Annotated in this window: 23 protein-coding genes; 8 read left to right on the top strand and 15 right to left on the bottom strand. The window is 69.0% G+C overall.

Annotation, left to right across the window (positions count from 1 at the left end):
* Positions 1-16: 16 nt before the first annotated feature.
* Together ABMA10_RS06925 and ABMA10_RS06920 are read right to left on the bottom strand one after the other, a co-directional pair.
* Positions 17-442 (bottom strand): helix-turn-helix domain-containing protein, encoded by a 426-nt coding sequence (locus ABMA10_RS06925; protein ID WP_431031329.1) that lies wholly within the window; start codon positions 440-442, stop codon positions 17-19.
* Between the two features lie 15 nt (positions 443-457).
* Entirely contained in the window at positions 458-832 is a 375-nt protein-coding gene (locus ABMA10_RS06920; protein ID WP_431031328.1) for a DUF6597 domain-containing transcriptional factor, read from the bottom strand.
* A gap of 70 nt (positions 833-902) precedes the next feature.
* On the opposite strand from ABMA10_RS06920, the gene ABMA10_RS06915 reads away from it, so the two are divergent.
* Both ABMA10_RS06915 and ABMA10_RS06910 read left to right on the top strand, forming a co-directional pair.
* On the top strand, positions 903-1466 hold the full coding sequence (locus ABMA10_RS06915; protein WP_347868512.1) for a VOC family protein: 564 nt from the start codon (positions 903-905) through the stop codon (positions 1464-1466).
* Between the two features lie 30 nt (positions 1467-1496).
* Positions 1497-1793, top strand: coding sequence for a hypothetical protein (locus ABMA10_RS06910; RefSeq protein WP_431031327.1), 297 nt, complete (start codon positions 1497-1499; stop codon positions 1791-1793).
* A 31-nt stretch (positions 1794-1824) separates the two neighbouring features.
* On the opposite strand, the gene crcB is transcribed toward ABMA10_RS06910, so the two are convergent.
* The 4 genes from crcB to ABMA10_RS06890 are packed head-to-tail and all read right to left on the bottom strand — an operon-like array spanning position 1825 to position 3816.
* Complete coding sequence (gene crcB / locus ABMA10_RS06905) at positions 1825-2205, bottom strand: fluoride efflux transporter CrcB (protein ID WP_431031326.1); 381 nt, start codon at positions 2203-2205, stop codon at positions 1825-1827.
* Positions 2202-2678 carry a fluoride efflux transporter FluC gene (locus ABMA10_RS06900; RefSeq protein WP_347868509.1) on the bottom strand — a complete coding sequence of 159 codons (477 nt, stop codon included), beginning with the start codon at positions 2676-2678 and terminating at the stop codon, positions 2202-2204. The genes crcB and ABMA10_RS06900 overlap by 4 nt, the downstream gene beginning before the upstream one ends.
* Entirely contained in the window at positions 2675-3229 is a 555-nt protein-coding gene (locus ABMA10_RS06895; protein WP_347868508.1) for a universal stress protein, read from the bottom strand. The genes ABMA10_RS06900 and ABMA10_RS06895 overlap by 4 nt, the downstream gene beginning before the upstream one ends.
* 2 nt (positions 3230-3231) lie before the next feature.
* On the bottom strand, positions 3232-3816 hold the full coding sequence (locus ABMA10_RS06890; protein WP_431031325.1) for an HhH-GPD-type base excision DNA repair protein: 585 nt from the start codon (positions 3814-3816) through the stop codon (positions 3232-3234).
* Between the two features lie 206 nt (positions 3817-4022).
* On the opposite strand from ABMA10_RS06890, the gene ABMA10_RS06885 reads away from it, so the two are divergent.
* Entirely contained in the window at positions 4023-4238 is a 216-nt protein-coding gene (locus tag ABMA10_RS06885) for a DUF3073 domain-containing protein (protein ID WP_347868506.1), read from the top strand.
* A 100-nt stretch (positions 4239-4338) separates the two neighbouring features.
* Positions 4339-5502, top strand: a complete 1164-nt coding sequence (locus tag ABMA10_RS06880) for a 2TM domain-containing protein (RefSeq protein WP_347868505.1) — start codon at positions 4339-4341, stop codon at positions 5500-5502.
* A 163-nt stretch (positions 5503-5665) separates the two neighbouring features.
* On the opposite strand, the gene purF is transcribed toward ABMA10_RS06880, so the two are convergent.
* From purF to ABMA10_RS06865, 3 genes are all read right to left on the bottom strand, one after another.
* Positions 5666-7123 carry an amidophosphoribosyltransferase gene (purF, locus tag ABMA10_RS06875; RefSeq protein ID WP_347868504.1) on the bottom strand — a complete coding sequence of 486 codons (1458 nt, stop codon included), beginning with the start codon at positions 7121-7123 and terminating at the stop codon, positions 5666-5668.
* A 77-nt stretch (positions 7124-7200) separates the two neighbouring features.
* Positions 7201-8319 (bottom strand): phosphoribosylformylglycinamidine cyclo-ligase, encoded by a 1119-nt coding sequence (gene purM / locus ABMA10_RS06870; RefSeq protein WP_347868503.1) that lies wholly within the window; start codon positions 8317-8319, stop codon positions 7201-7203.
* Entirely contained in the window at positions 8316-8849 is a 534-nt protein-coding gene (locus ABMA10_RS06865; protein ID WP_347868502.1) for a hypothetical protein, read from the bottom strand. Before ABMA10_RS06865 ends, purM begins: the two co-directional genes overlap by 4 nt.
* A gap of 84 nt (positions 8850-8933) precedes the next feature.
* On the opposite strand from ABMA10_RS06865, the gene zapE reads away from it, so the two are divergent.
* Positions 8934-10109, top strand: a complete 1176-nt coding sequence (gene zapE, locus ABMA10_RS06860) for a cell division protein ZapE (protein ID WP_347868501.1) — start codon at positions 8934-8936, stop codon at positions 10107-10109.
* Positions 10110-10119: 10 nt separating this feature from the next.
* On the opposite strand, the gene ABMA10_RS06855 is transcribed toward zapE, so the two are convergent.
* The 3 genes from ABMA10_RS06855 to ABMA10_RS06845 all read right to left on the bottom strand — a co-directional run bounded on the left by ABMA10_RS06855 (position 10120) and on the right by ABMA10_RS06845 (position 12668).
* Positions 10120-11124 carry an NAD-dependent epimerase/dehydratase family protein gene (locus ABMA10_RS06855; protein WP_347868500.1) on the bottom strand — a complete coding sequence of 335 codons (1005 nt, stop codon included), beginning with the start codon at positions 11122-11124 and terminating at the stop codon, positions 10120-10122.
* A 73-nt stretch (positions 11125-11197) separates the two neighbouring features.
* On the bottom strand, positions 11198-12244 hold the full coding sequence (locus ABMA10_RS06850) for a glycosyltransferase family 2 protein (protein WP_347868499.1): 1047 nt from the start codon (positions 12242-12244) through the stop codon (positions 11198-11200).
* Between the two features lie 58 nt (positions 12245-12302).
* Entirely contained in the window at positions 12303-12668 is a 366-nt protein-coding gene (locus ABMA10_RS06845; RefSeq protein WP_347868498.1) for a sterol carrier family protein, read from the bottom strand.
* A 104-nt stretch (positions 12669-12772) separates the two neighbouring features.
* Between ABMA10_RS06845 and purD the strand changes: the two genes are divergently transcribed.
* Positions 12773-14038, top strand: coding sequence for a phosphoribosylamine--glycine ligase (gene purD, locus ABMA10_RS06840; RefSeq protein WP_347868497.1), 1266 nt, complete (start codon positions 12773-12775; stop codon positions 14036-14038).
* A gap of 21 nt (positions 14039-14059) precedes the next feature.
* On the top strand, positions 14060-14911 hold the full coding sequence (locus ABMA10_RS06835; protein WP_347868496.1) for an alpha/beta fold hydrolase: 852 nt from the start codon (positions 14060-14062) through the stop codon (positions 14909-14911).
* A gap of 104 nt (positions 14912-15015) precedes the next feature.
* Here the strand turns inward: ABMA10_RS06835 and ABMA10_RS06830 are convergent, their stop codons facing one another.
* Both ABMA10_RS06830 and ABMA10_RS06825 read right to left on the bottom strand, forming a co-directional pair.
* Complete coding sequence (locus ABMA10_RS06830) at positions 15016-16551, bottom strand: DHA2 family efflux MFS transporter permease subunit (RefSeq protein ID WP_347868495.1); 1536 nt, start codon at positions 16549-16551, stop codon at positions 15016-15018.
* 115 nt (positions 16552-16666) lie between these two features.
* A complete protein-coding gene (locus tag ABMA10_RS06825; RefSeq protein WP_347868494.1) occupies positions 16667-17320 on the bottom strand; it encodes a PadR family transcriptional regulator in 654 nt (217 codons plus the stop codon).
* A 46-nt stretch (positions 17321-17366) separates the two neighbouring features.
* On the opposite strand from ABMA10_RS06825, the gene ABMA10_RS06820 reads away from it, so the two are divergent.
* Complete coding sequence (locus ABMA10_RS06820) at positions 17367-18338, top strand: phosphoribosylaminoimidazolesuccinocarboxamide synthase (protein WP_414693661.1); 972 nt, start codon at positions 17367-17369, stop codon at positions 18336-18338.
* Positions 18339-18351: 13 nt separating this feature from the next.
* On the opposite strand, the gene ABMA10_RS06815 is transcribed toward ABMA10_RS06820, so the two are convergent.
* Entirely contained in the window at positions 18352-19056 is a 705-nt protein-coding gene (locus ABMA10_RS06815) for a hypothetical protein (RefSeq protein WP_347868493.1), read from the bottom strand.
* Positions 19057-19156 lie beyond the last annotated feature (100 nt).

Raw genomic sequence — 19156 nt, 5'->3', positions numbered from 1 at the left:
TACCGCTCCGATGCCGTCACTCCACGACGCGGTTGTCGGGGTCATGCCGATACCGGTTCGGGGTGAGCCCGAGCACCGTGCGGAAGTCGGCGTCCAGGTGGGCGTGGTCGGCATAGCCGAGTTCCGCAGCCACCTGCGCGATCGTGATCCGGGGGTCGGCGCGCAAACGCTGTGCGGCCTCCTGCAGCCGGTAGCGACGGATGACCGCGAGGGGAGGCAGACCGATGTGCCGCTGGGCGAGCCGTTGCACGCCGCGGACCGTCAGGCCGAGGCGCTCGGCCAGCTGCTCGACCCGGATGATGTCGCGATCGGCTGCGACGAGGTCTTCGAGCGCGTTCGCCAGCAGACCGTCCTCGTCCGGCCGGTCGAGATGCTCCGCGCACCATGCCGCGCAGAGCGCGACCGCCTCCCGGCGTCCGGCCGCCTCGTCGTCGTCCGCCATCGCACCGGCGACCGCTTACAGCAGATCGGGTGCGTCGACGGGCACCTCCGTGTCCCGGATGGTCTGCGGATCGTGGCCGAGTGACGAAAGCGCCGCAGGGCGCAGCAGCATGCCGACCGCCCAGCCGCTCCCGCGGAGGTCGCGGTGGGAGGCCGCGCTCGTCGGTCCGGCGAGCGATACCCCGGAGGAGGCGACCACGAGGTTCGACGCGGGGAAGGGCAGGATCTCCTGGCGCGACGTCCGGCCCGCACCGAGCTGCCAGCGGGGGATCCAGAACCATCGCACGAGACCGTCCAGCGCGGCGGGAGCAGCCTCGCGATGGAAGCTCGGCAGACGCGCGGGATAGAGGACGCCACGAGGGTCTGGTGTGGCGTCGGGACCAACGGTCATCGGCATCGTCTCCCTCGTCCTCGTCGTGAATCTTCAAGACACCTGGCATCGGTGTGCGTAGCGTCGAAGCATGAACGACACGACGACACCCAGACCAGGAATCACCGGCGCACACACCACCGACGGCGTCCCGCACGGCTCCACGAGCTTGACGCCGTTCCTCGTCGTACCGCGCGCAGCGGAGGCGATCGAATTCTACCGATCGGTGTTCGGCGCACGGCTCGTCGATGCGACCGAGATGGGCGGCGTGGTCGTGCATGCCGAACTCGAATTCGGACAGGGTCGGCTGCAGCTGGGCGAACCCAACCCCGACTACGGCCTCATCGAATCGCCCGGAGGCGAGTCCGACTGCTACTCGATGGGTCTCTACTGCGCCGATGTCGACGCTGTCGTCTCACGAGCCGAGCTGGCCGGGTCCACGATTCGCGAAGCGGTGACCGACTTCGTCTCGGGTGATCGCTTCGCGTCGATCCGCGACCCCTTCGGCGTGCGCTGGTCGGTCATGTCCCGCGTCGAGGACCTCTCAGAGGAGGAGAGCGCCTCGCGCGTAGCCGAGTGGGCCGCAGAGCAGTCGTCGTCGGGAGCTGCGCCGACGGAGCCGGCTGAGGAGCGCTCGGGGGCACCTGCAGCCTGAGGGACGCAGGTGGCCTGACAGACTGGGGTCATGCTCACCTGGGGTCTGTCGCTGCTGTTCATCGCCGCCGTCTTCGGCACGCTGTCGATGGTCCGACTGATCTCGGCGAACCCCGACACACCGCTGCCGATGTGGCGTGGGCGACCGCAGCATCTCCCGTTCTTCACCATCATCCTCCGCGGACTCTCCGGCGGCCTCGGCGTCTTCGGCGTCTTCCTCCTGTGGTCCGAGATCCGGTACTGGAGCGTACTCCTCCTCGTCGTCGCCCTCGGCATCCCCATCGTCCTGAACCTCAGGCACAATCGCCGGTTCAGCGACGAGGGCTAGCGGCCCACCCATCTTCGGTCGAGCGGTCGTGCTAGCCGACGAGCGCGCCGAGCCAGTAGCCGAGGATCGCCGCCAGCACGGACGCGACGAGCATGCCGAAGGCGTTCGCCAGCCCGGCCCGGGATCTCCCCTCGTGCAGGAGTCGCACCGTCTCGATGCTCGCGGTGCTGAAGGTCGTGTACCCGCCGAGGAATCCACCGCCGAGCACCAACCGCCAGGAGTCGTCGACGACACCCGAGAGCGCGAGCGCCGTCACGAAGCCGAGCAGGAGCGAACCGCTGACGTTGATGATCGTCGTCCCCAACGGGTAGCGACCGCCGAGCCGGGCACGGATGACACCGTCGAGGACGAAACGGGCCGCGGCACCGACACCCCCGGCGACGGCGATCATGAGGAACAGCACCGGCGTCATGCAGCGCCACCGCCCACGTCGGGAAGCTCGGGGCCCTCGGCCCACTGCGCACCGCGGATCCGCCGAGCCACCAGGATGCCCAGCCAGCTGGCCGCACCACCGAGCAGGACCGTGCCGAGGGCGTACGCGACACCGATCACCGCTCGCCCGTCGAGCAGGAGCACGCCGCTGTCGGCCGCAAGCGCGCTATAGGTCGTGAATCCGCCGAGGATGCCCGTGCCGAGGAGGAGCCGCATCGACCGGCGGCGACCGGCGTCCGGTCCGCGGAGCAGCAACGATTCGAGCAGCACTCCGAGGAGGAACGCGCCGAGGACGTTGATCCCGAGGATCGCGATCGGCACGCCGCCGACCGGCGGGATCAGGAAGGAGACCGCTTCACGCGCTGCGGTTCCCAGCGCGCCGCCGAGGGCGACCATGGCGATCGTCGACGGTCGGAGATGCGGCGCGGGAGGCGCAGAGGGTGCGGCCGTCACCGGGCTTCATCCGCGGGCGCGTCCCAGAGCGGTCCGTCGGACCCGGTCGGGGCGAGCGGGACGACGATCACCGGTCGTGCCTGCCGGTGCGCGAGCGACGCGGCGACCGAGCCGTTGAAGAACTCGAGGATCCCCTTCCGCAGCCCGCGTTCACGGGTCCCGACGATGATCGCGCGGGCGGAGACGGAGTCCGCGAGTCGGCCGAGGGCACGCGCCGGATCACCGGCCAACTGCAGGAGCTCCCACGAGACATCCGCGTCGTCGAGCAGACGATGCGCCGTCGTCTCGATGGTCGGGTCGGGTGGCTCGGGTTCGAAGTCGTGCAGATCGGCGTCGAAGGGCAGGGAGGTGACCGAGCCGTCGGCATTCTCCACGACGACGAAACGGCTCGCGTCGACGTGGGCGAGCAGGAGCGAGCATCCGAACGCCCGCGCGAACGAGATCGCTTCGAGGAGGACGGCGTCGGGTTGACGCGGTGTCACCCCGACGACGATCGCGCCGTGTGGTTCGCTGCGTTCAGGCTTCACGTCTCCGGGGTCCTGGTCACTCATCGTCATCCCGCTTTCGCGCGCTTGGCCGCCGCTTTGACGGCCTGCTTCGCCGCACGCACCTGCGCGAGCGACTCCGGATCCACGATGTCGGCGACCGATCGGAGGCTGCCCTCCTCGCCGTAGGGACCCGCCGCCTCACGCCAGCCCGTGGCATCGAGACCGTACTGCTTGCCCAGGAGCGCCAGGAAGATCTTCGCCTTCTGGGCGCCGAAACCCGGGAGTGCGAGCAGCCGCGTCAGGATCTCGGGGCCGTCCGGAGCGTCGCGCGTCCAGACCGCTGCCGCATCGCCGTCCCACCGCTCGACGAGCGCCGCGCACAACCCCTGCACGCGTTCCGCCATCGAGCCCGGGAACCGATGCACGGCCGGAGACGTCTTGAAGATCTCGACGAACGCCTCAGGGGATTCCTTCGCGATGGTCGCGGCATCGAAGGCACCGAGTCGCTCACGGATCTTCAGCGGACCCGCGAACGCCGTCTCCATGGGGACCTGTTGGTCGAGCAGCATGCCGATCAGCAGGGCGAGCGGGTCTGACGACAACAGCTCGTCGGCGTTCGGATCTCCGGTGATGTGCAGGGTTCCGATCATGTCCCCATCGTCCCACCACTCGTCCGCGACGCCCAGCCCTTGCGTCCAGACCGGTCCCATCGCAATCGACGCGGCTCGCACCCTGGACGCGCCTGGCGCACGACCAGCATGGTAAGCTGAACGCTAGTCTTTATCGTTCCCTGGTAGGCGAAAGCCCCGGACGCCCCGCAAGTGCGGCCGGTCAGAAAATCATGAGGGGGTCTCGCATGGGTCGTGGCCGTCAGAAGGCAAAGCACACGAAGATCGCTCGTGAGCTCAAGTCATTCAGCCCCGATGTGAACTACAACGCGCTCGAGCGCGAGCTCACAGGGCACTCCGGCGACGCTCCGGGTTCGGGCGTCGACGAGAGCTACGACGACGAGATCGCCAAGTGGGCTGAGTACGCCGACAAATACGCCGATGGCGAGGCGAAGGGAGCGTAGTCGCTTCCTTCCTCTGCCATCCTCCACAACCGGCTCACGCCGGATCGACGACAGCGGTCTGCAAATGGTGTTCTCGCGGACCGGAGACTACCCTGGACGGATGAACACCGACGAGCTCCGCGCTGCCGCTAAGAAGCGCCTGAAAGCCCAGCACGATTTCAAGCAGTACCTCGGCGTCTGGGGCGCGGTCTCCGTGCTCCTGATCGTCATCTGGCTCCTGACCGGCGCGTGGGGGTACTTCTGGCCGATCTGGCCCATCTTCGGCATGGGTATCGCCGCGTTGTTCGTCGGCCTCGATGCGTACGGCCCGTCGAAGCACATCACCGAGGACGCTATCGACGCGGAGGTCGCACGTCTCGCCGGCCAGCAGGAGCAGCGTGCGGCAGCGAAGGCCGCAGCACAGCAGCCGACAGCTCAGCCGGGTACCTACGACCCGGGCGCGTACCAAGCCGGCTACCAGCAGGCTCCCGGGTACGAGCAGCAGGCGACGGGGTCCTACCCGACCGGTGGCTACGCACAGCCGACCACGCAGTACCCCGCGGGCGGCTATGCCCAGCAGCAGCCGGCCTACGAGCCCGGCGCCTACTGGCAGGACCAGCAGCAGGCCCAGCCGACCACCGGCGAGCAGGCACCGGTCGCCGAGCAGGCACCGGTCACCGAACCGTCGACGGAAGCCGCAGAGTCGCTCGTCCTCGATTCGACTGCTCAGGGTGACGCCGTGACGATCGCCGCTGCGGCCGACGAGACGCAGGCGAAGCTCGACGCGCCAGTGACGGCCGCAGAGGCCACCGCTGCCGACGTGACCGAGGCGAAGCGCGCTGAGGCGTCCGCGCCAGCGGCCCAGTCCGACGCCGTGCTCACGGCGCCGCGCAGCACCACGAAGGCCAAGGCCAGTACGGCCAAGGCATCGACGACGACGGCCACGACCGCGAAGACCGCCGCGGCGAAGCCCTCCACTGCGAAGACGACAGCGACCCGCACTACTGGTGCGACACCCGCCACGAAGGCACCGGCTTCCGCGAAGACCCCAGCGGCCAAGGCAGCTGCTCCGCGGGCGGCGGCTGGGAGGAAGCCCGCCGCGGCGAAGACTCCGGTTGCGCCGAAGGTCGCCGCGGCCCCGAAGACTCCGGTTGCGCCGAAGGTCGCTGCGGCTCCGAAGGCACCGACCGTCAAGGCCTCGGCGGTCAAGGCTCCGACGGTCAAGGCTCCGGCCAAGCCGCGCACGCCGAAGGCTGCTCCGACGACGGACACCCCCACCGAGTAGCCCGAATCTCCCGCAACACCCGTAACACCCGCCCTGACTCAGGAGGGCGTCGGCGTGTCGCCGCTGACCCACGACCGGGCCGCACGACACGCCGCGCCACTCCTGAGTGAGGGAGACGGATGGTGGTTCGCGAGATGCGCCTGCGGTCGGGGCCGAGGCAGGCTCAGGACAGCTGCGAGCGCTCCACCCACTCGAGGTACTCCGGCGTGACCGTGCCCGTCACGTACTCACCGGTGAAGCAGCTCATCTCGAGCTCACTGATCCCAGAGCCTTCGAGGATCGCGGCCTTCATGTCGGCGACCTCCTGGTAGATCAGGTTGTCCGCACCGAGCTCGCGTGCGATGTCGGGGATCTTCTTGCCGTGGGCGACGAGCTCCTGCCGGGAAGGCATGTTGATGCCGTACACGTGCGGGAAGCGGACCGGCGGCGCCGCCGAGGTGAAGGTGACCTTGTTCGCACCGGCGGCGCGAGCCATGTCGACGATCTCCTTCGAGGTGGTGCCGCGCACGATCGAGTCGTCGACGATGAGGATGTTCTTGCCCTTGAACTCCGAGCCCATCGCATTGAGCTTCTGGCGCACGCTCTTCTTGCGCTGCGCCTGGCCCGGCATGATGAACGTGCGGCCGACGTAGCGGTTCTTGTAGAAGCCTTCGCGGTACTCGATACCGAGCTTCTGCGCGACCTGCATGGCCGCCGGGCGCGAGGAGTCCGGGATGGGCATGACCACGTCGATGTCGCCCATGGGCGTGTACTCCGCGATCGTGTCCGCGAGGCGGTTGCCGAGACGCAGACGGGCCTCGTAGACGGAGATGCCGTTCATGACCGAGTCGGGGCGGGCGAGGTACACGTACTCGAACGAGCACGGAACGAGACGCGGGTTCTTCGCGCACTGACGCGAGTACAGCTCGCCCGAGGTCGTGATGAAGACGGCTTCGCCCGGCGCGATCTCGCGGACGATCTCATACCCGCCGGCCTCGAGGACGAGTGACTCTGATGCGACGATCCAGTCGTTGCCGACCATGCCCGTCTGGCGCTTGCCGAGGATGAGCGGGCGGATGCCGAAGGGGTCTCGGAACGCGAGCAGTCCATGACCCGCGATGAGGGCGATCGTCGCGTACGAGCCTTCGACTCGCTCGTGGACGTGCTCCACGGCGTTGAACACCTGGTCGGGGTCGAGCTCCAGCCCACTGATCTGGCCTTGCAACTCGGTGGCGAGCACGTTGAGCAGCAGTTCGGTGTCGCTCGTGGAGTTCACGTGGCGGCGGTCGACGTGGAAGAGGTCCTTGCTGAGCTCACGGGTGTTGGTGAGATTGCCGTTGTGGATCAGGGTGATGCCGTAGGGCGCGTTCACGTAGAACGGCTGCGCTTCGCTCTCGTTGCCCGCATCACCCTTCGTGGCGTATCGGACGTGGCCGAGCCCCATGTTGCCAAGCAGTGAGCGCATGTCGCGAGTGCGGAAGGCCTCGCGGACCTGTCCCTTGGCCTTGACCATGTGGAACGTGCTGCCGTCGGCCGTGGCGATCCCGGTGGAGTCCTGACCGCGGTGCTGGAGGAGCAACAGGCTGTCGTAGACCTGTTGGTTGGCGGGCTCGGTTGAGACGATGCCGACGATGCCGCACATGCGTGGGAACTCCTTGTGGTTCGTGCTGGGCGAATGACGAAACAGGAAACGGGCGAAGCGGGGAGCGCTGAGGTGGGTCAGTCGCGGTAGGCACCGACGAGGCGGACGGCACCGCCGTCGACCCCCTTGGCACCCTGCTCGAAGCCGGCGAGGTCGTGGCTCGAAGCGGTGGCATCGTGGTGGACGGTGCCGACCTGCCAGGTGGCGATGCCGTCGGCTTCGAGGGCAGCGGTGATGCTCACGGCGACCGACGGGGCCACGACGGCGAAGAAGCCGACACCGAGGTTCCAGGTGCCCTCGCTCGACTCCAGCGAGGAGCCTGCGAGTTCACTCAGCGTGCGGAACACCGGGGACGGGCTCCAGGTCGAGCGGTCGACCTCCGCCCAGGACCCCTTGGGGAGCACCCGGGCAAGGTTCGCGGCGATGCCGCCGCCGGTGACATGGCTGAGGGAGTGCACCGCGCCGGCGAAGGCCGGGTCGTCGAGCAGTCGCAGCAGCGGGAGGGTGTACAGACGCGTCGGCTCGAGGAGCGCCTCGCCGAAGGTGGTACCCAGTTCTTCGCTGTGGTCGCCGTACTCGACGCCCGCCTGCGCGAGGATGTGACGGACGAGCGAGAAGCCGTTGGAGTGCAGCCCCGAGGAGGCGAGCGCGAGGATGACGTCGCCGTCCTCGACACGGTGCTCGCCGAGGATCGCGTCGGCTTCGACCGCACCGGTGCAGGCACCCGCGACGTCGTAGTCGTCGACACCGAGGAGGCCCGGGTGCTCCGCCGTCTCGCCGCCGATGAGCGCCGTACCGGTGTCGGAGCAGGCGCGCGCGATGCCTGAGACGATCGACGCGATGCGCTCGGGATGCACCTTCCCGCAGGCGATGTAGTCGGTCATGAAGAGCGGCTTCGCGCCGACCACGACGATGTCGTCGACGACCATGCCGACGAGGTCCTGGCCGATGGTGTCGTGCTTGTCGATGGCCTGGGCGATGGCGACCTTCGTTCCGACCCCGTCGGTCGAGGTCGCGAGCAGCGGGCGCCGGAAGGACGTGAGCGCGGAAGCGTCGAACAGGCCGGCGAAGCCACCGAAACCACCGAACACCTCGGGCCCGTGTGTGTCGGCGACTGCGGCCTTCATCAGGTCGACGGCGCGATCACCGGCGGCCGTGTCGACGCCCGCTTCCCGGTAGCTGGTGGATGAGGTCATGACCGTCCTGAACCTTCTGCGAGGGGTGGATTCGGGGGGCCGGATTCGCCTGGTTCGGCGGCATCGGCGTCTGCCGGGGCCGCGTCCGTCGGGTGGGGACCGGCTGGATGCACGTCAACTCTATCCGCTGCGACGATCTTCATCCGCTTCGTCATCGAGCGGTCGATGATGAGGCCGATGAACAGCGCGAGCGCGCCGAAGAACACGCCGCTCACGAGCAGGAGGAAGCCGAACACCTGCGTCAGCGAGTAGTCGGGGTTCGCGGGGAAGGCGAAGGTGAGGATGAGGGCCGCGACGATGCCGACGAACACGCCGATGATGAGGAAGCGCCAGTACCGCGGCGAGCGCCGGACGGAGACCTTGCCGGAGGTGTACACGGTCGCGACCTCGGTGTCGGCTTCAGGTGCGCCGGGGACCTCAGGGTTGCCCGGCACCGCGGGGGCGGCGGGCGCTCCCTCGGCCGGCGGAATCGGCGTCGGTTCGGCTGGGTGCTGTGCTTCCGGTGCTGGCTGCCCGGTGGCGTCTGTCATGGCTCTATTCTCCCCCACGATCCTGAGCGCCGTGAACCGTCGGTGAACGGACGGCTCCCCGCCGCGCGAGGGTACGATCGACCGGTGGACGTGACGCTGACAGAGAGCTCGATCGACGCCCGGGAACTGACGGACGAGACCCGGCGCGCTGCGTCCACCGCTGCGGTCGTCGAGGCCATGCAGGATGCGGCGGCTCGTTCCGGCTTCGTCCTCGAGCCCGAACAGGCCGACGTCGCCGAGCGGTTGGCAGCGCTGGCGATCGGACACGATGACGCCCCGGCGGAGCATCTGTACCTCTGGGGAGCCGCCGGGCGTGGCAAGACCTGGCTCCTCGACGCGTACTTCCAGGCGCTGCCGACCGAGCGCAAACGTCGGGTGCACTTCCACTCCTTCTTCCGTCAGCTGCACCGCTCGATCCACGAACACCGGACGGCGGCAGCCGAGTCTGCACGGGCGACGGGCGAGCCGGGCGCCGGCGCGAGGGCTGCCGCCGGTGCGGTCACGAACGCGGTCGACCGGGCCGTCGACGATCTGCTCGACGGCGTCGACCTGGTGCTGTTCGACGAGTTCCACGTGCACGACCCCGGCGACGGCACGCTCATGATCCGACTCCTCCAGGCGCTGTTCTCCCGCGAGGTGTCGCTCATCACGAGTTCGAACTATCCGCCGAGCGGACTCCTCCCCGATCCCGTCTACCACCACATCTTCGTGCCGGGCATCACGATCATCGAGGCGAACATGACTGTCGTCGAACTCGCCGGCGACACCGACCACCGCCGGAGTTCCGCGGTGCGGCAACGTCAGGGATTCTCGCGCGGGAGCTGGCTGCTCGCCGGCCCGGGCGCCGACGACGAGCTGGCGGCGTTGGGACTCCCCCGCCCAGCCTCCTCCGACGCGGTCACGATGGCGATCAGCGGGCACGAGTTCCACGCGGTCGCAGCAGGTGAGGGCACGCTCTGGTTCACCAGCGCGGAACTGCTGGAGCGCCCGACATCGGTGGGCGACTACCTCGCCTGGGCCGCCGACTACGACCGCTGGGTACTCGACGCCCTTCCCACGCCCGAGCGCCTCACCCGCGAGGCGCGCGCACGCTTCGTGCACCTGGTCGACGCGCTGTGCGACCTCGACGTCGAATTGCATGTGATCGCCGCGACCGACCGGGACACCTTCATGAGCGCAGAGGCAGTCGGCCGGACCGGTTTCGCCCGCGACGCGTTCCGGACGCGGAGCAGGCTGGCCCTGCTGCGGACCATCGGATGACGCCGGAGCCTCAGCTCCGCGCGAGGAAGTCCCGCTCGACGTCACGGTGAAGGCCGAGGATCGGTCGGTCCGGACGCTGCGGTGCGACACCGCCGATGCTCTGCAACCAGCTCCACGTGTCGACGACCGTCTCGGTCACGGGACGCCGCTGCAGTCCTGCCTCGATCGCCCGCGAGACGTCCCCGTGATGCATCGAGTCGGCCGCCTCACCGGTCGGCAGCCACACCGGCAGCTGCGTCCACGGTTCGATGCCGGCGGCGAGGACCCGGTCCTGGTCGGTCCACCGCAGGACGGCATCCGAGGCTGTGGCGGCGATGCAGGCGTCGAGGAGGTCACCCAGCGAGACCGCACCGCGCTCGCCGACGACGTTGAACGGACCACTTGCGCCGATCGAGCCCGCAGTGAGGAGGAACGCGGCGAGGTCACGCGCATCGATGTACTGGATGGGGTCCGTCGGTGCGCCTGGCGCGAGGACGTCGCCACCCTCGGCGATGCGGGTCAGCCACCACGGGAGGCGTCCGATGTTCTCGTGCGGCCCGAGGATGAGCCCGGCACGTGCGAGGACGGCCCGGTCGCCGAAGGCCTGGACCGCAGCGAGTTCGCCGCCACGCTTCGCCCGCGCATAGTCATCGAACCCGTCGTCGTGCGGTGACCCGTCCACCAGGGCGGCGTCCTCTGCGGCTCCGGCGGCCGACGGGTAGCTGTAGACCGAGCGACTCGACACGTACACGTACCGCGCGACACGGTCGGCGAGCAGGGTCGCCGTATCCCGCACTGCCGACGGTGCCCAGGACCAGGTGTCGACGACCACATCCCAGGAACCGAGGCGCAATGCGTCGAGGCCACCCGGCAGCGTCCGGTCTCCGTGCAGCACGGTGATGCCGTCGGACGGGACCGCGCGGCTCGTCCCGCGGTTGAAGACGGTGACGTCCCAGCCCGCGGCGACCGCCTCGTCGACCACCGCACGTCCGACGAACTCGCTGCCGCCGAGGACCAACACCCTGTTCGCGCTCATACCTCCATCACAGCGCAGCCGGCCGTGATCCACCAGTGCGTTCGCCGAAAGCAGAGGGAAGGACGCCGCTCGCCTACTTGCGGCTGTGTTCCAGGGAGCCGGCGCGCATCGCGGCCTCGTCGTTCAGATCGACGCGGGACGCGACGTAGTAGCTGCTCCACTTCGCCGCGTGGTACGCGGGGTTCACCACGAACCAGTAGAGGCGACGCTTCCAGCCGTACTGACGGTCGCGCACGATCCGCTTGGCGTCGCGGAGGGCTCCGAAGACCGTGTAGCCGATCTGGCGCGAACGACGCAGCCGGGCGACGGGCTTACCGATACGGCGCAGGGCCGTCGTCTCGTCGAAGATGCGCTTCCGGTACTCGTCGAGCGTGAGGTCGTTGGAGTGGATGACCCAACCGCGCGGCGCATACGCCTTGCGCAGCCCCGCAGCGATGATGTCGGCCCCGAACGCCATGTCCTCGGAGTACGGGAGATCGCGGTACGGGATGTCGCCGAGGAGGAGTTCACGACGCGTGGCCGAGTTGACGTCGGAGTAGAAGGCGAGCGCATCGAGCAGGCCACCGTTGCCGTCGGCGAAGCCGTCGTTCGCGAACACCGTCGTCCCGAAGTCGGGACCGAAGTTGTGGAAGACGTCGTGGATCTCGTACTTCAGCAGCGGGAAGCAGGTGGGACGCGCGATCTGCTTGCCCATGACGGCGACGACGTCCATGCCGTCCGGGTCGAGCGGAGCGGTGATCTCGTGCAGCCAACGGGAGTCGCCGGGGATCGCGTCGTGCGTCAGGTAGACGACGTACTTGCCGCGCGCGAGCCTCGCCGCGAGCTGCCGCGTCCTGCCGTGCCCGAACTCGCTGTTCGGGATGACGTGCAGGCGGACGTCCGGGTGCGCGGCGACGATCGCGAGCGTCCGGTCGGTGGAGCCGGAGTCGATGACGAGCGTCTCGAAGGTCCCGTCGTAGTCCTGCGCCTCGATCGCGGCCAGGATCTGCTCGAGGTAGATCTCGCCGTTGAAGGTCGGGATGACGATCGTCGCGTCGAGCGTCGTCTCCTCCGGGGTGTCGAGCGGCTGTGCGGCCGACGGCTCGGTGCTGGGTGAGGAGGCGTTCGCGCTGGAGGTCACCGCACCAATGTACCCGGAGCGTGCTGCGGGCGTACTGATCGGAGCCCGACCGCGAGGCTCAGCGCGGCAGCAGGAGCGGGACGAGGTTCGAGAGGTCTGCCCGCTGGCCGGAGGCGTGCACGGTGCCACCCGCCATCGCAGCACTCCAGTCGAGGCGCCCGGAGGCGAGGGCGAGCCAGGTGGCCGCGTCCATCTCCACGACGTTCGGCGGCGTGCCCCGGGTGTGCCGGGGGCCCTCGATGCACTGCACGGCGCCGAACGGCGGAACGCGCACCTCGACGGTGTTGCCCGGCGCCCGCTCGACGAGGAGCTCCAGGAGGTAGCGGACGGCGGTTGCGGTGTCCGACCGTGATGCCGGTGCATCGCCCAGCGCCTCGGTGAGGGCTGCACGCCCGACGGCGTCGGTGATCCTCGGTCTGGCCATGCATCGAGGGTAGGCCATCTGCTCGGATCCGGATCCTCGTGCACGACGGACCGTCATCCACATCTGCGATCCGCAGCAGGGCCGCGCACCTTAGGCTAGACGGTGTGAAGATCCTCGTCCTCGGTTCCGGTGCCCGCGAGCACGCCATCGTCAAGGCCCTCCTGTCCGAGGAGGCCGGGCACCACATCATCGCCGCTCCCGGCAACGCGGGGATCGCCGGCGAGGTGACCACGGTCGGCATCGACCAGGAGAACCCGTCGATCGTGCGCGACTTCGCCCGCGACGAAGCCGTCGACCTCGTCGTCATCGGCCCCGAAGCGCCACTCGTCGCCGGCGTCGCCGACAAGCTGCGAGCGGCGGGTATCCCCGTCTTCGGCCCGAACCGTGCAGCCGCGGCACTCGAGGGCTCGAAGTCCTTCGCCAAGCGCATCATGGACGAGGCCGGCGTCCCGACCGGTCGCGCCGTCCGCGCCGAAGAGCTCGACGCCGCCATCAGCGCGCTCGACGAGTTCGGCGCCCCCTACGTCGTCAAGGCCGACGGTCTCGCCGCCGGGAAGGGCGTCCTCGTCACCCACGACCGCGAGGCCGCCATCCAGCACGCCACGTACTGGCTCGGGTACGGCGGCGTCCTCGTCGAGGAGTTCCTCGACGGACCCGAGGTCTCCCTCTTCTTCATCACCGACGGCGAGACGGTCCTCCCCCTCTCCCCCGCCCAGGACTACAAGCGGCTGCTCGACGGCGACGCCGGTCCGAACACCGGTGGCATGGGCGCGTACTCGCCGCTCCCATGGCTCGACAACCGCTTCGGCAGCGAGAGGGCCTTCGTCGACGAGGTGCTCGAGTCGGTCGCGATCCCCGTCGTCCGCCAGCTCGCCGCTGAGGGCAATCCCTTCCAGGGTCTGCTGTACGCGGGCCTCATCCTGACCGAGCGCGGCGTCCGCGTGATCGAGTTCAACGCCCGCTTCGGCGACCCCGAGACCCAGGTGGTCCTCCCGCGTCTCCTCACGCCCCTGTCCGCCCTCCTGCTGGGCTCGGCCACGGGGACGCTCGCCGAACAGCCACGACCGGCGTTCGCCGAGGCGAGCGCGGTGACGGTCGTCCTCGCAAGCCAGAACTACCCCGAGACGCCGGTCACCGGCCGAGGCATCACCGGCCTCGACGCTGCCGTGGCCGTCGAAGGCGTTCACGTCGTCCATGCTGCGACGGCGGACGTCGACGGAGGCCTCGTCGCCACCGGCGGCCGGGTCCTCAACGTCGTCGCTCTCGGCACGACCTTCACGGAGGCGCGCAGCCGCGCGTACGAGGCACTGTCCCGCATCGAACTCGAGGGCGGCCAGTACCGCACCGACATCGCCGCCCGCGTCTCCTGACGACCGGTCCTCGACGCCGCGATGACGAGCTTCACCAGCCACGACGGCACACGCCTGCATGTCGACCTCCGCGGCGACGACTCGTTGCCGGACCTCGTCGTCCTCGCCGGAGGCCCCGCACGCCATCCGGTGTACCTCGGTGACCTCGGCGGGCTGAGCAGCAGGCGACGCCTCGTCATCCTGCACCAGCGCGGCGTGGGCGAATCCGACGAAGGCGCCACCGAGGCGGCAGCGAGCTGGCCGGCACTGGCCGAGGACGTCGAATCGCTCCGACAGTGGCTCGGCAGCGAACGCATCGAACTGCTCGCGCACTCCGCCGGCACCAGGGTCGCGATCAGCTACGCCGCTCGGTACCCGCAACGACTCGACCGCCTGTGCCTGGTGACACCCCCGGCGACCTGGCTCGTCGATGCGGACGACGACAGCGCTGGGATCATCGCGCGTCACGCGGGCGAGGACTGGTACCAGGGGTTCCTCGAGGCCGTACCGGCACTCCTCGCAGCCCCGGACTCCGCGAGCGGCAACCGGCAGTTTCCGTTCGTCGCACCGATCGCATGGGCCCGCTGGGACGATACGGCCCGTGAGCACGAGCGGCTCGGCGCCTGGCACCCCGCCGCGCAGGACGCCTTCGTGCACGCCCCGTCGATCGACGAGGTCGAGGACATCCGCGACGCACTCCGCATGCTCACCGCTCCGGTCCTGGTGATCGCAGGCGCGGAGGACGGCCTCACGGGTCTCGCCCCGGTCGTCGACCTCGCGAGGCGCTTCCCACTCGGCCAGGCCGTGGTGCTCGACGGCTGCGGACACTACCCCTGGGTCGAGGCACCGGCGTCGTTCGCCGCTGCGGTGACGCCGTTCTTCCCCGCCAGCTGACGCCCCCACGCACTGGGCCTTCGGGCGCCAGGGCAGGAGAGCCGAACGAGGGCAGGAGACCTCCCTCGAATATCTCCCGCCCTCGTGCAGATTCCCTCCCGCGGCTAGGCGCTTTCGGACGTGGTCGCGGCTGCCGCCGCGGCTGCCTGTCCGTGGCGCGTCTCGGGGCTCGACCAGGCCGCGGCCTTCGGCTTCTGGAAGAAGAGCACGACGATCGCTCCGACAAGCGCGAGCCCCGCCGGAAGCAGCAGGGACTGCGACATGGCTGCGGTGAAGCCGGCGTGGAGCGCCTCTGGCAGCTCGCCACCCGTCACCTCGCTGACGCCACCCGCGGACCCTCCGGGAGCAGCGGGCAGCTCAGCTGCGAGGCGCGACTGGATGAGCGCCGCGATCGCCGCGCTGCCGAGCACGGCACCGATCTGACGGGTCGTGTTGAAGACACCTGAGCCGGCGCCGGCCTGGTGCTGCGGGAGACCACGCGTGGTGAGGTTCGAGACCGGCCCCCACATGAACCCGTTGGCGAGACCGAGCACGGCGCTCGGGAGCAGCAGCATGAGGATCGGCTGATCCGGCGTGAGGAGGACCGAGTACCACCCGAGGGACGCCGACAGCAGCACGAGACCGGCGAGCGCGAACCACTTCGGGTTGACGCGGTCGATGGCGCGGCCGACGACCGGTGCGAGTCCAGCCGACAGCACGGCCATCGGCACGAGCATGAGCGCCGACTGCGTCGGGGTGAGACCGCGGACCGTCTGATAGAAGAACACCAGGGGCAACGACATGCTCGTGACGGTGAAGCCGATCGTGGAGATCGCGAGGTTGCCGACGGAGAAGTTCCGGTCGCGGAACAGCGCGAGCGGCAGCAGCGGCTCGCCCTTCATGACCGCCTGCCAGACGACGAACAGTGCCAGCACGACCACTCCGGCGACGATCAGGCCCCACACGGTGATGGGGCCGGTGATGGTTCCCCAGTCGTAGCTCTGGCCCTCCTGGATGCCGAACACGAGCAGGAACATGCCGACGCCGCTCAGGACGACGCCGAGGATGTCGAACCGGTGCGGATGCGTGGCCAGGGACGGGACGTTCCGCCAGACCATGATGAACCCGACGATACCGACCGGGACGTTGATGAAGAAGATCCACTCCCAGCCGAAGCCGTCGACGAGCACACCGCCGAGGATCGGGCCGACGAGCGTGGCGACGCCGGCCGTCGCACCCCAGAGCCCCATCGCCGCACCGCGACGATCGGGCGGGAAGATGCGGGTGATGACAGCCATCGTCTGCGGTGTCATGAGTGCTGCACCGATGCCCTGCACGACGCGCGCGACGATCAGCATCTCGATCGTGCCGGACAGGCCGCACCACAGCGAGGCGAGGGTGAAGATGACGAGGCCGATCAGGTACAGGTTCTTCGGACCGAACCGGTCGCCGAGACGCCCGGTGATGAGCAGCGGCACCGCGTAGGCGAGCAGGTAGGCGCTCGTCACCCAGATGACGTTGTTGATGTCGGTATCGAGTCCGCGCATGATGGCGGGGTTGGCGACGGACACGATGGTCGTGTCGATCAGGATCATGAAGAACCCGATGACGAGCGACCAGAGGGCCGGCCACGGACGGACGGTACTGGTGATGTTGGACATGAGGAGGCTTTCTGCGTGGGGGCCGGCGCGCGATGCCGCGTCGAAGCGTGGGTGGATCGAGGACTGCGGGTGGACCGAGATGAGTTGGTCGACGAGCGTCGACGGACGATGGGGTCTACTGGCCGGGCGTCGTGACGCTCGTTGTGTGATGGTGCTGTTGTGCGGCGAGGTGCTGAGCCTGTTTGCGGGCCTTCCAGCCGGGGTCGTGCCAGGGCAACTCGCCCGACTCGAGTTCGGCGACGGTCGTCTCGATCCAGCGGATCTCGGCCGTCGTCATGGCGGAGGTGTAGTCGGCGTTGATCCAATAGATGCGAGGGACTCCGCGTTCGGCGACACCGCGCTTGATCTCGTCGAGCTCGTCCAGTTGCGCGCGGAGCGCGACGACCCGCTCGCGCAGGAGGTCGCAGGCCTGCCCCACCTGGAGGTTGTGCGCCTCGGAGATGGCCAGCGCGAACTCGGGGAACTCGTTGATCGGGGTGCGGAGCATGTCGACGATGCGGTCGACGAGCCGATCGCGGCCCGCCTCGGTGATCTCGAAGGTGGTGCGCTCCGGTCGTGCGCCGTCCCGATCGGTGCCGGTGGCTCTGACGAGTCCCTCGGCCTCGAGCGAGTACACGGCTCGGTACAGGGAACCGGGGCTCGCCTTGACCACCCGGTCCTCCCCGCGTTGGACCGCGAGCTGGTACATCTCGTAGGGGTGCATGGGTCGTTCGATGAGGAACCCGAGTGCCCCGACACCGAGCTTGCCGAGCGGTTTGGTGGCGCGCATCTGGATCCTCCTTCCGAACTATTCCACATGGAATATACAATGCGGAATGCAACGGCGCAACGTCAGTCCACCACCCTCGTGCGCCGGCATACGGGATAATGATCCGGTGAGCGCATCCTCGGAGACCAACGCCTGGAACCACGTCTACTCAGGCAAGGTCCGCGACCTGTACGAATCCGCCGCGGGTGAGGACGACCGCCTGCTCGTCGTCGCGAGCGACCGGGTCAGCGCCTTCGACCACGTGCTCGAGCCCGGCATCCCCGGCAAGGGCGAACTGCTCACGAGCCTCAGCCTCTGGTGGTTCGACCAACTGCGCGCGGTTCCGAACCATCTCGTGCCCGACCACGAGCTCGCAGCCGACGGCACCGTCGTCCGGAGCATCCCGGACGAGTTCGCCGGTCGCGCCATGCTCGTCCGCAAGCTCGACATGTTCCCCGTCGAATGCGTCGTGCGCGGCTATCTGACGGGATCCGGCTGGAAGGAGTATGTCGCGCACCGTACGGTCTGCGGCATCCCCCTCCCCGCTGGGCTCCGCGACGGCGACCGCCTCCCCGAACCGCTGTTCACCCCGGCGTACAAGGCACCCCTCGGCGAGCACGACGAGAACATCACCTTCGGCCGCATGATGGAGCTGATCGGCGAGGACGACGCGATCGCGCTCAAGGACCTGTCGCTCAGCATCTACGAGACCGCGTCGGCGATCGCCGAACGCCACGGCGTCATCCTCGCCGACACGAAGTTCGAGTTCGGGCGGAACCCCTCGACGGGCGTCATCACGCTCGGGGACGAGGTCCTCACCTCCGACTCCAGCCGCTACTGGGACCGCGACGTCTATCTGGCGGGTAGCAGCGACCGCGAGCGCATGGCGAGCTTCGACAAGCAGATCGTCCGCGACTGGCTCGCGCGCAACTGGGACCAGGGCGACGAGGCGACTCCTGTTCCGCCCACCCTGCCGTCGGAGATCGTGACGCAGACGGCCGCCCGATACCGCGAGCTGCTCGAGCGTCTCACGAGCTGACAGGGAACTCCAGCTAGAGCGTCTTCCGGCGGACCCGCTGGCGAGCGGAGCTGGCGAGGATCGCCTGCGCATCGGGCAACGGCCCCTCCGGCACGCTGACACCCATCGCCTGTGCGGTCTTCTCGAGTGCTTCACGGGCATCGTCGGCGGCGAAGCGAAGCTCAGCGAGCTCGCACTCGTCGCCGCTACCGACCTCGCCGCGGGCGGCACTGCGATGCACGAGTTCCCGCTGCGCGCGCTCCGCCGACGCATACATGCGCGTCAGTGTCCAGAGCGCCGGCCAGGAGGTGTCGTCGTCCACGCCGATCAGATGGTCGTTCACGGGGTCGATCCAGCGCGACGGCTGATGCCGGCCGTCCAGTCGCCGACGGCGATTGCGGCGTTCGGCCGACACGACGAGGAATACCACGACGAGGATGACGCCGAGGACCGCTCCGGCGACGTCGAGCCCCGGTGTCCAATCGCGGTCGATCACGGGGAGCGAGACCTCCCCGGTACGTTCGGGCGACATTGCCCATTGCACGAGTACGCCGGCGAACGCACCGATGACGAAGCCTGCGAGGAGCAGGAACCCGCCGAGCAGGACCGCGATCCTCCGCCGCAGACGGTGGACGCGCTGTTGCCCCTCGGTGAGCACGCCTCGGTCCGCGAATGGATCCACGACCATGAGGCGGCCACCCACACGAACCACCCCCGGGTGGCGAGTCGTGACCGTCATGGCCCGAGGATACCCCACAAGGTGGGTCATTTGGCAGGAATGAATTCGGAGGATCGCCCGAATTCCGCGGAAAACCAGGGGCGCTGACCCCCGTAATGGG

This window comes from Plantibacter sp. RU18 (genome assembly GCF_050613355.1).
Taxonomy (GTDB): Bacteria; Actinomycetota; Actinomycetes; order Actinomycetales; family Microbacteriaceae; genus Plantibacter.
Note: the sequence above shows the minus strand (reverse complement) of the source record. Positions and strands in the feature narration are given on the sequence as shown.